Annotated in this window: 8 protein-coding genes; 7 read left to right on the top strand and 1 reads right to left on the bottom strand. The window is 59.5% G+C overall.

The genetic code is table 11. The features are described from left to right. Nucleotides 1–35 precede the first annotated feature (35 nt). The 3 genes from rpoC (at nt 36) to ACR0BA_RS10720 (ending at nt 6,619) form a co-directional block, all read left to right on the top strand. Entirely contained in the window at nt 36–4,277 is a 4,242-nt protein-coding gene (rpoC, locus tag ACR0BA_RS10730; protein WP_170391105.1) for a DNA-directed RNA polymerase subunit beta', read from the top strand. Between the two features lie 234 nt (nt 4,278–4,511). Next, nucleotides 4,512–5,582, top strand: coding sequence for an HlyD family secretion protein (locus tag ACR0BA_RS10725; RefSeq protein ID WP_480727897.1), 1,071 nt, complete (start codon nt 4,512–4,514; stop codon nt 5,580–5,582). A 167-nt stretch (nt 5,583–5,749) separates the two neighbouring features. After that, nucleotides 5,750–6,619 carry a DMT family transporter gene (locus ACR0BA_RS10720; RefSeq protein WP_093964424.1) on the top strand — a complete coding sequence of 290 codons (870 nt, stop codon included), beginning with the start codon at nt 5,750–5,752 and terminating at the stop codon, nt 6,617–6,619. Here ACR0BA_RS10720 and ACR0BA_RS10715 read toward each other — a convergent pair. Then, entirely contained in the window at nt 6,604–7,410 is an 807-nt protein-coding gene (locus ACR0BA_RS10715; RefSeq protein ID WP_480727895.1) for a putative rhamnosyl transferase, read from the bottom strand. The two genes, ACR0BA_RS10720 and ACR0BA_RS10715, sit on opposite strands and share 16 nt — an antisense overlap. A gap of 374 nt (nt 7,411–7,784) precedes the next feature. Here ACR0BA_RS10715 and rpsL point away from each other — a divergent pair, with 374 nt between their 5' ends. The 4 genes from rpsL to ACR0BA_RS10695 all read left to right on the top strand — a co-directional run. After that, nucleotides 7,785–8,156 (top strand): 30S ribosomal protein S12, encoded by a 372-nt coding sequence (gene rpsL / locus ACR0BA_RS10710; RefSeq protein WP_005980675.1) that lies wholly within the window; start codon nt 7,785–7,787, stop codon nt 8,154–8,156. Between the two features lie 15 nt (nt 8,157–8,171). Further along, nucleotides 8,172–8,642 (top strand): 30S ribosomal protein S7, encoded by a 471-nt coding sequence (rpsG, locus tag ACR0BA_RS10705; protein WP_093964348.1) that lies wholly within the window; start codon nt 8,172–8,174, stop codon nt 8,640–8,642. 18 nt (nt 8,643–8,660) lie between these two features. Then, nucleotides 8,661–10,778 carry an elongation factor G gene (gene fusA / locus ACR0BA_RS10700; RefSeq protein WP_170360942.1) on the top strand — a complete coding sequence of 706 codons (2,118 nt, stop codon included), beginning with the start codon at nt 8,661–8,663 and terminating at the stop codon, nt 10,776–10,778. A gap of 60 nt (nt 10,779–10,838) precedes the next feature. Continuing rightward, on the top strand, nt 10,839–10,949 hold a 111-nt coding region (locus ACR0BA_RS10695), incomplete at its 3' end, for a GTP-binding protein (RefSeq protein WP_170744588.1).

Here is a 10,949-nt window from a genome sequence, read left to right as displayed (position 1 = left end):
TCCCGTCCCCCCTTCCGCAAGATTTGAGGTAACAAATGAACCAGGAAATCACCAACAACCCGTTCAACCCGCTGACGCCCCCGAAGGTCTTCGACGAGATCAAGGTCTCGCTGGCGTCGCCCGAGCGGATCCTGTCTTGGTCCTATGGCGAGATCAAGAAACCCGAAACCATCAATTACCGGACGTTCAAGCCCGAACGTGACGGCCTGTTCTGCGCCCGTATCTTTGGCCCGATCAAAGACTACGAATGTCTGTGCGGCAAGTATAAGCGGATGAAGTATCGCGGCGTCGTCTGCGAGAAATGCGGTGTGGAAGTCACCCTACAGAAGGTCCGCCGCGAGCGTATGGGCCACATCGAACTGGCCGCGCCCGTCGCGCATATCTGGTTCCTGAAATCGCTGCCGTCCCGCATCGGTCTGATGCTGGACATGACGCTGCGCGATCTGGAACGGGTTCTGTACTTTGAAAACTACGTCGTCATCGAGCCCGGTCTGACGGACCTGACCTACGGCCAGATGCTGACCGAAGAAGAGTACATGGACGCGCAGGATGCCTATGGCATGGACGCGTTCACCGCGAATATCGGTGCCGAAGCCATCCGTGAGATGCTGGCTCAGATCGATCTGGAAGCCGAAGCCGAGCAACTGCGCGCTGATCTGGCCGAAGCCACCGGCGAGCTGAAGCCCAAGAAGATCATCAAGCGTCTGAAGGTTGTTGAATCCTTCCTCGAGTCCGGCAACCGGCCCGAGTGGATGGTGATGACCGTGATTCCGGTCATTCCGCCGGAACTGCGTCCGCTGGTTCCGCTGGATGGTGGCCGTTTTGCGACTTCGGATCTGAACGATCTGTATCGCCGTGTCATCAACCGGAACAACCGTCTGAAGCGCCTGATCGAACTGCGTGCACCTGACATCATCGTCCGCAACGAAAAGCGGATGCTGCAGGAATCTGTTGATGCTCTGTTTGACAACGGCCGTCGTGGCCGCGTGATCACCGGCGCCAACAAGCGTCCGCTGAAATCGCTGTCGGACATGCTGAAAGGCAAGCAGGGCCGCTTCCGTCAGAACCTTCTGGGCAAGCGCGTCGACTTCTCGGGCCGTTCGGTCATCGTGACCGGTCCGGAACTCAAGCTGCACCAGTGTGGTCTGCCCAAGAAGATGGCGCTGGAATTGTTCAAGCCGTTCATCTACTCGCGCCTTGAAGCCAAGGGTCTGTCTTCGACCGTGAAGCAGGCGAAGAAGCTGGTCGAGAAAGAGCGTCCCGAAGTGTGGGATATCCTCGACGAGGTGATCCGCGAACACCCAGTCATGTTGAACCGTGCGCCGACACTGCACCGTCTTGGCATTCAGGCGTTCGAGCCGGTCCTGATCGAAGGTAAAGCCATCCAGCTGCACCCGCTGGTCTGTTCGGCCTTCAACGCCGACTTCGACGGTGACCAGATGGCCGTTCACGTCCCGCTGAGCCTTGAGGCGCAGCTGGAAGCGCGTGTTCTGATGATGTCGACGAACAACGTTCTGTCGCCTGCAAACGGCGCTCCGATCATCGTTCCGTCGCAGGACATGATCCTGGGTCTCTACTACGTGACCCTGGAACGCGAAGGCATGCCCGGCGAAGGCAAGGTCTTTGGTTCGATCGACGAAGTCCAGCACGCGCTGGACGCGGGCGAGGTGCACCTGCACTCGAAAATCACCGCGCGGATCACCCAGATCGACGAAGAAGGCAACGAGGTTCAGAAGCGTTTTGAAACCACGCCGGGCCGTGTTCGCTTGGGGGCTCTGCTGCCCAAGAACAACAAGGCACCGTTTGAACTGGTCAACCGCCTGTTGCGGAAGAAAGAAGTGCAGCAGGTGATCGACACCGTCTACCGCTACTGCGGTCAGAAAGAGTCGGTGATTTTCTGCGACCAGATCATGTCGATGGGCTTCAAGGAAGCTTTCAAGGCCGGTATCTCGTTCGGCAAGGACGACATGGTGATCCCCGAGGACAAGTGGGGCATCGTGGACGAAACCCGCGAACAGGTGAAAGACTTCGAACAGCAGTACATGGACGGCCTGATCACTCAGGGCGAAAAGTACAACAAGGTTGTCGATGCCTGGTCGAAGTGTAACGACCGCGTAACCGAAGCCATGATGCGCACCATCTCGGCCGTGGCCAAGGATGAGGGCGGCGCTGACAAAGAGCCGAACTCGGTCTACATGATGGCGCACTCCGGTGCGCGTGGCTCGGTGACCCAGATGAAGCAGCTGGGCGGCATGCGCGGCCTGATGGCCAAGCCGAACGGCGACATCATCGAGACGCCGATCATCTCGAACTTCAAGGAAGGTCTGACCGTTCTTGAATACTTCAACTCAACCCACGGTGCCCGTAAGGGTCTGTCGGATACCGCTCTGAAGACGGCGAACTCGGGCTACCTGACCCGTCGTCTTGTTGACGTGGCGCAGGATTGCATCGTGCGCGAGGTTGATTGTGGAACCGACCGTGCGATCACGGCCGAAGCTGCGGTCAATGACGGTGAAGTCGTCGCATCGCTGGCGGAACGCGTTCTGGGCCGTGTGGCCGCAGATGACGTTCTGCGTCCGGGAACCGACGAGGTCATCGTCGCCGCCGGACAGCTGATCGACGAACGCATGGCCGATACGATCGACGAGGCCGGTGTTGCCTCGATGCGCATCCGCTCACCTCTGACCTGTGAGTCCGAGGAAGGTGTCTGTGCAACCTGCTACGGTCGTGACCTTGCACGCGGGACCATGGTGAACACCGGTGAGGCTGTCGGCATCATCGCCGCGCAGTCGATCGGTGAACCGGGTACGCAGCTGACGATGCGGACCTTCCACATCGGTGGTGTTGCGCAAGGTGGTCAGCAGTCGTTCCAGGAAGCGAACCAGGACGGTGTCGTTGCCTTTGAGAACCCGCAGATTCTGGTCAATGCCGCCGGCGAAAGTCTGGTCATGGGCCGGAACATGAAGCTGGTGATCAAGGATGAGCACGGCGAAGAGCGCGCCAGCTTCAAGCTGGGCTACGGTTCGAAGCTGTTCGTCAAGGAAGGCACCAAGGTCAAGCGCGGCGACAAGCTGTTCGAGTGGGACCCCTACACCCTGCCGATCATTGCCGAGAAAGCCGGTACCGCAAAATACGTCGACCTGGTTTCGGGCATTGCTGTCCGCGACGAGACCGACGATGCAACCGGCATGACCCAGAAGATCGTGATCGACTGGCGCGCGGCCCCTAAAGGCAGCGATCTGAAGCCCGAGATTATTCTAGTGGACGACAACGGCGAGCCGGTCCGCAACGATGCGGGCAACCCGGTTCACTATCCGATGTCTGTGGACGCGATCCTGTCGGTCGAAGACGGTCAGAAGATCGAAGCCGGTGACGTTGTTGCGCGTATCCCGCGTGAAGGCGCCAAGACCAAGGACATCACCGGTGGTCTGCCGCGTGTGGCCGAACTGTTCGAAGCGCGTCGTCCGAAAGATCACGCAATCATCGCGGAAGCCGATGGTTACGTGCGCTTTGGCCGCGACTACAAGAACAAGCGCCGCATCAGCATCGAGCCGGTCGATGAGTCGCTGGAGACGATCGAGTACATGGTGCCCAAGGGCAAGCACATCCCGGTGCAGGAAGGCGACTTCGTGCAGAAGGGTGACTACATCATGGACGGCAACCCTGCTCCGCACGACATCCTGTCGATCATGGGTGTCGAGGCGCTGGCCGATTACATGATCAACGAGGTGCAAGAGGTCTACCGCCTGCAGGGCGTGAAGATCAACGACAAGCACATCGAGGTCATCGTGCGCCAGATGCTGCAGAAGTGGGAGATCCTGGACTCGGGCGACACCACCTTGCTGAAGGGTGAACATGTCGACAAGCAGGAGTTCGACGCGGCCAACGAAAAGACCATCGCCCGCGGTGGTCGTCCGGCCCAGGGCGAGCCGATCCTTCTGGGGATCACCAAGGCATCGCTGCAAACGCGTTCGTTCATCTCGGCGGCGTCGTTCCAGGAAACCACCCGCGTGCTGACCGAAGCTTCGGTTCAGGGCAAGAAGGACAAGCTGGTTGGCCTGAAAGAGAACGTCATCGTCGGCCGTCTGATCCCGGCCGGTACCGGTGGTGCGACACAGCGTGTCCGCCAGATCGCGCAGCAGCGTGACAATGTCGTCATTGAGGCACGTCGCGAAGAGGCCGAGGCCGCAGCCGCGCTGGCCGCTCCGATGATGGATGATGACATGGTCGGCGATGAGCTGGACTCGCTGGTGGAAACTCCGGAAAGCCGCGAATAATATCGGCGACGAGAAACTCAGAAAGGCCCTGCGGTTCCGCGGGGCCTTTTTTGTTTCGGCCGGTGCCGGAAGCGGCCAGGGTTCGATCCAAACACTGTGATTTCAAATGGAACTGCTGCATACTCAAAAATCAGAATGTGGTAATGGAATTGCTCCCGTCATCACTGTTTGGAACTCAACACGGGTCTTGATCGGATGCTCATAGTCCTTGGATTGTATTTTGGCGTGATTTGGATGGTCTTTTCCAAGTTCAGCCTGCTGCCTTGGAATGGCTTCTGGAAGACCGTGTCATACGGTGGGGCCGCCGTCGTCGCGTTGGTTGTCATAGGCGCTCTGACCCACACGGCGCCTACGGGGCCTGTGTCGGTTCTGGGCGTTCAAACCAGCATTGTGCCCAATGTCTCCGGAACGGTCGTCGAAGTTGCCGTTGAGCCGAACCAGAAGGTCAACGAAGGCGATCTCTTGTTCAGAATCGATCCCGAATTCTACGTGCTCGAGGTAGCGCGGCTGGAGGCATCTCTGGAAGCCGCCCGGTCTGCAGCGGACCAATTGACCACGGATCTGGCGGCTGCCGAAGCCGATATCGCTTCATTGACCGCGCAACTTGTTTTTGGGCAGCAGCGGCGGGATGACATCGTTCAACTGGAAGAGCGTGGCGCATCCACCACCTTCAAACTGCAGGAAGCGGTTGCAACGATCGAACAGCTCACCGCAAGCATTCGTGCAGCAGAAGCCCGAAAAGCGGGGCTGGAGCGCCGGATCGCAGCTCAGATCGACGGTGAGGATGTGGCGGTCGTGGAGGCCGAACAGGCGCTTGCGCAGGCCGAATGGAACCTCAAGCAGACGGAAGTCTTTGCGCCGGGCGACGGGATCGTCAGTGCGGTCACGCTGCGCCCGGGCAATCGCGCGACAACCTTCCAGGGTGCATTGACCTTCATAGATCCTACGAACCACGCGTTGGTGGCCTCGCTGCCCCAATCCAGCCGATCCAATGTCGGCCTTGGCGATGAAATCCGCGTGGCGCTGCGAACCCAGCCGGGATCCGAGATCACGGGAACTATTTCAGGGTTTCCGCCGGCCCTGTCTGAGGGCGCACTGGATCTCCGGTCCGGTTTACCTTCAATGCGCGAACTTGTCGGGATCACTAGCTTTCCGGTCCTCATCGAACTTCTTGGCGATGTACCTCTGGAAACACTTCAATTCGGCGCGTCGGGCACCGCGCTTGTGATGACTGACAAGGCCGGGCCGATTTCGCCACTTGCAGAGATACTGTTCTGGGTCACCCAGAAGCTGAACTACCTGTAGGCGCAACACGCGGACCCGCCCCATCAAAGTGAACAGGTACAGCTACGATCCGTTGAACCTCGGGTCTGCGATCGGACCAAACAAAATCGAATTGGCCGGATCACAAGTTGACAATCTGCTCAGGTGAGATGCCAATGCCGGGACCAGATTGAAACCGGGCCATGGCAATGACACCGAACGTCAAAGGCGCCCTGCTGATGATGGGCAGCATGGCCGCATTCACTGTGAACGATACGCTGGTCAAGGCGGCCGGTCAGGAGGTGCCACTGTTCCAGTTGGTGGCACTGCGTGGGTTGTTGGCGACGATCCTGGTTTTTGCGCTGGCGCGGCATCTGGGGGCATTGCATCTGCGGTTTGGGCGGCACGACCGCTGGTTGGTGGCTTTTCGCTGCGTGGCGGAATTGTCGGCGACGTTCTTCTTCCTCACGGCTTTGATGCACATGCCGCTGGCCAATGTGACCGCGGTTCTGCAGGCCCTGCCGCTGACCGTCACCCTGGGTGCGGCCCTGTTCTTTTCGGAACAGATCGGGTGGCGGCGGATCATGGCCATTGCATTGGGGTTTGCAGGCATGCTGCTGATCGTGCGACCGGGTCCGGACGGATTCAGCATCTATGCCATGTATGCCCTGATTGCCGTCATCTGCGTGACGGCTCGGGATTTGATCACCCGCCGAATGTCGCCCGAGGTACCGTCGATGGTCGTTACTTTGGCAACCTCATTGACGATTACCACCGGTGCGGCAATTGCCTCGGTTTTTCAGGGTTGGGTGCCGATGACGGCCGGGTCGGGGATGTTGATTGCCTCGGCAGCGGTTTTCGTCCTGCTCGGGTATCTCTTCAGCGTAATGGTGATGCGCGTTGGCGAGGTTAGCTTTGTCGCACCGTTCCGATACTCGAGCCTGATCTGGGCCTTGGGTCTGGGCTGGGCGGTTTTCGGAGATTGGCCCGACCGGATCACCATGCTGGGCGCTGCTCTGGTGGTCAGCGCGGGGCTGTTCACCCTCTTTCGTGAGCGGGCGCTTCAGGCGTCCGAATAGACGCGTCGGACCACCGTTTGATCAATTGCAAACCGGGTTTCGAACTGCTTTGCCAGAGCGGGGGTCAACGGTTCCAGCTTGGCCTTGCTTGTGCGGGTGTTGGGTGAATCGTTGAACCCGTTGAGACTGCGCACCCACATCGGCGGTTCGTTCTGGCTGATGACTGGCATGAAGTTGCCGATCTTGTGGTGGGCAAAGTTCATGATCGTCAGCTCACACCCGCCGCGCACATACATCCCAAAACCAACACCCAGCAGCGACCGGTGAACCGGCGTGGCCTGGATTCCGCTGGCGTCGATCCGGGCAAGGAAGCCGTGATTGAAATCGATGGCAACCATCTTGTTGCGCCGTACCAGTCCTTCGGCGTCCTGAACCGCGCGGCGCAGTAATTCGACGAAATCCACCGCAACCGCATCGTCGTCATCGTGGCGGAATTGCAGGCATGGCAGGTCAGGGTTCAAGCGTGCCCGGTTCAGGACGTCCTTCATGACAGAGCGATGCCGGCCGGGTTCCCGCGAGACGATTTGCACTTGTTTCATACCCGATGTCAGGTCGTTCAGACGATCACGGGCGACCCGAGGCAGGCAGGTCCCCGTCACGATCACAAACTGAAACCGCGGATCGGTTTGGGCGCGCAGGGCGGGCAGGGCGCCGGTCTCGAACAGGCGGAACCGCTCGTCCAGACGTCGGGGGTCGTACAAGTGGCGCCGGCGCGCTTCGATCGACTCGTGCATGGTCTGGAACCCGCCGATGGCCGGGTAGGAGAAACGGCACAGACCAATGACTTGCATCTTCACTTCCGGTAGGAATACACCAGTGCGGACTATGCCCCGAGGGATGTGACACCGCAACCGATGTCGCATCCGCCGCGACGCACGGCTGCGAGGCGGGCGGGCATCTGCCGGGGCTGTTGACAGTCGGGCCGACTCCCCCTATACGCCCGTCATCTCGGTACCGGGGGCCGCCCCAAAACCGATTTCAGTATTGAACTGGTCAAGGCCCGGACAATTTAGCAGTTCGCGCCCTCTGATAACCAACCGCGACGTTCACCTCGGAATGGGAACGCTCGCGGGTTTTGCGCTTGTGGACGCATTGGCGCAGCGAAGTTAGCCGCACGCAACGCGCGTGCATGTCATGTGTGTTGCAAAACGGGGAAGAAACCGGAATGCCAACTATTCAACAGCTGATCCGCAAACCGCGGCAGCCCAAAGTAAAACGCTCGAAGTCCATGCACCTGGAGCAGTGCCCGCAGAAGCGCGGCGTCTGCACCCGCGTGTACACCACCACGCCGAAGAAGCCGAACTCGGCTATGCGTAAGGTTGCCAAGGTGCGCCTGACCAACGGTTACGAAGTCATTTCGTACATCCCGGGTGAAAGCCACAACCTGCAAGAACACTCGGTTGTTCTGATCCGTGGCGGCCGTGTGAAAGACCTTCCGGGTGTCCGCTACCACATCCTGCGTGGTGTTCTGGATACCCAGGGCGTCAAAGACCGTAAGCAACGTCGTTCGAAGTACGGCGCGAAGCGTCCCAAGTAAGAAGGAGAGGCTGATATGTCACGTCGTCACGCCGCCGAAAAACGCGAAGTCCTGCCTGACGCCAAATTTGGCGACAAGGTCCTGACCAAATTCATGAACAACCTGATGATCGACGGCAAGAAGTCGGTCGCAGAGCGTATCGTCTACAACGCCTTCGACCGCGTTGAGAGCAAGATCAAACGCGCTCCTGTCGAGGTGTTCCACGAAGCACTCGACAACATCAAGCCGTCGGTCGAGGTTCGCTCGCGCCGGGTTGGTGGTGCAACCTACCAGGTTCCGGTCGAAGTGCGCCCCGAGCGCCGCGAAGCTCTGGCCATCCGCTGGCTGATCACCGCCGCGCGCGGCCGCAACGAAAACACCATGGAAGAACGCCTCGCCGGCGAACTGCTGGACGCCGTACAGTCCCGCGGTACTGCCGTTAAGAAGCGCGAAGACACCCACAAGATGGCCGAGGCGAACAAAGCCTTCAGCCACTATCGTTGGTAATCCCAGAGGCTTATCCAAATGGCACGCGAATATCCGCTCGAACTATACCGTAACTTCGGTATCATGGCGCACATCGATGCAGGCAAGACCACCTGCTCGGAGCGTATCCTGTATTACACCGGCAAATCCCACAACATCGGTGAGGTGCACGATGGTGCAGCCACCATGGACTGGATGGAGCAGGAGCAGGAACGCGGCATCACCATCACTTCGGCTGCGACCACCACCTTCTGGGAGCGCACCGAGGACGGTCAGACTGCCGATACCCCCAAGCACCGCCTGAACATCATCGACACCCCCGGCCACGTTGACTTCACCATCGAAGTCGAGCGTTCGCTGGCGGTTCTCGACGGTGCCGTCTGCGTTCTGGACGCAAACGCCGGTGTTGAACCCCAGACCGAAACCGTGTGGCGTCAGGCTGACCGCTACAAAGTTCCGCGCATGGTCTTCGTCAACAAGATGGACAAGATCGGCGCCGACTTCTTCAACTGCGTTCGCATGATCGAAGACCGCACCGGCGCGCGCGCCGTCCCTGTTGGTATCCCGATCGGTGCAGAGAACGAGCTGGAAGGCCTGATCGACCTGGTCACCATGGAAGAATGGCTGTGGCAGGGCGAAGACCTGGGCGCAAGCTGGGTCAAAGCTCCGATCCGCGACAGCCTGAAGGACATGGCTGAAGAATGGCGCGGCAAGATGATCGAAGCGGCCGTCGAAGAAGACGACGACGCGATGATGGAATACCTGGAAGGCAACGAGCCCGACATTCCGACTCTGCGCAAACTGCTGCGCAAGGGCACTCTGGCGCTGCACTTCGTGCCGGTTCTGGGTGGTTCGGCGTTCAAGAACAAAGGTGTTCAGCCGCTGCTCAACGCCGTGATCGACTATCTGCCCAGCCCGCTGGACGTTGTCGACTACATGGGCTTCAAACCCGGTGACGAGGAAGAAGTCCGCAACATCGCGCGTCGCGCTGACGATGACATGGCCTTCTCGGGCCTGGCGTTCAAAATCATGAACGACCCCTTCGTTGGCTCGCTGACCTTCACCCGGATCTACTCGGGCGTTCTGAACAAGGGCGACTCGATCCTGAACTCGACCAAAGGCAAGAAAGAGCGCATCGGTCGTATGATGATGATGCACTCGAACAACCGGGAAGAGATCGAAGAGGCGTTCGCAGGCGACATCATCGCTCTGGCGGGTCTGAAAGACACCACCACCGGTGACACCCTGTGCGATCCGAAGGATCCCGTGGTTCTGGAAACCATGACCTTCCCCGATCCGGTGATCGAGATCGCGGTCGAGCCCAAAACCAAGGGCGACCAGGAAAAGATGTCTCAGGGTCTGGCCCGTCTGGCCGCCGAAGACCCGTCCTTCCGCGTGGAAACCGACCTGGAATCGGGTCAGACCATCATGAAGGGCATGGGCGAACTTCACCTGGACATCCTGGTCGACCGTCTGAAGCGCGAGTTCAAGGTCGAAGCCAACATCGGTGCGCCGCAGGTGGCCTATCGTGAGACCATCTCGATGCCGATCGAACACACCTACACCCACAAGAAACAGTCGGGTGGTTCGGGTCAGTTTGCTGAGGTCAAGCTCGAGATCACTCCGACCGAACCGGGCGAAGGTTATTCGTTCGAAAGCCGCATCGTTGGTGGTGCCGTTCCGAAGGAATACATCCCGGGTGTCGAAAAAGGCATCCAGTCCGTCATGGACAGCGGCCCGCTGGCCGGCTTCCCCGTGATCGACTTCAAGGTTGCCCTGCTGGACGGTAAATTCCACGACGTCGACTCGAGCGTTCTGGCGTTCGAAATCGCGGCGCGGATGTGCATGCGCGAAGGTCTGAAAAAGGCCGGCGCGAAACTGTTGGAACCGATCATGAAGGTCGAAGTGATCACCCCGGAAGAGTACACCGGCGGTATCATCGGCGACCTGACTTCGCGTCGGGGCCAGGTGTCTGGACAAGAGCCGCGCGGCAACGCGATTGCGATCGACGCATTCGTGCCGCTGGCCAACATGTTCGGCTACATCAACACTCTGCGTTCGATGTCGTCGGGCCGCGCCCAGTTCACCATGCAGTTCGACCACTATGATCCGGTTCCGCAGAACATCGCGGAAGAGATCCAGGCAAAATACGCATAACCGAAAAATAGAGGGAGCCTGCTGCCCGGGCTCCCTTCATTTCCGAAAAAGGAGGCCATCATGGCAAAGGAAAAGTTTGAGCGTACAAAACCGCACGTCAACATTGGCACGATTGGCCACGTTGACCACGGCAAGACGACGCTGACCGCAGCAATCACCAAGTATTTCGGC

The organism is Ruegeria sp. CI5, from assembly GCF_056536885.1.
This window is presented reverse-complemented; position numbering and strand designations above follow the sequence as displayed.

Bases quoted from the DNA above. Each gene is read 5' to 3' on its own strand.
- rpsL (WP_005980675.1), top strand. From the start codon at position 7,785: ATGCCAACTATTCAACAGCTGATCCGCAAACCGCGGCAGCCCAAAGTA.
- ACR0BA_RS10720 (WP_093964424.1), top strand. From the start codon at position 5,750: ATGACACCGAACGTCAAAGGCGCCCTGCTGATGATGGGCAGCATGGCC.
- ACR0BA_RS10715 (WP_480727895.1), bottom strand. From the start codon at position 7,410: ATGCAAGTCATTGGTCTGTGCCGTTTCTCCTACCCGGCCATCGGCGGG.
- fusA (WP_170360942.1), top strand. From the start codon at position 8,661: ATGGCACGCGAATATCCGCTCGAACTATACCGTAACTTCGGTATCATG.
- rpsG (WP_093964348.1), top strand. From the start codon at position 8,172: ATGTCACGTCGTCACGCCGCCGAAAAACGCGAAGTCCTGCCTGACGCC.
- rpoC (WP_170391105.1), top strand. From the start codon at position 36: ATGAACCAGGAAATCACCAACAACCCGTTCAACCCGCTGACGCCCCCG.
- ACR0BA_RS10725 (WP_480727897.1), top strand. From the start codon at position 4,512: ATGGTCTTTTCCAAGTTCAGCCTGCTGCCTTGGAATGGCTTCTGGAAG.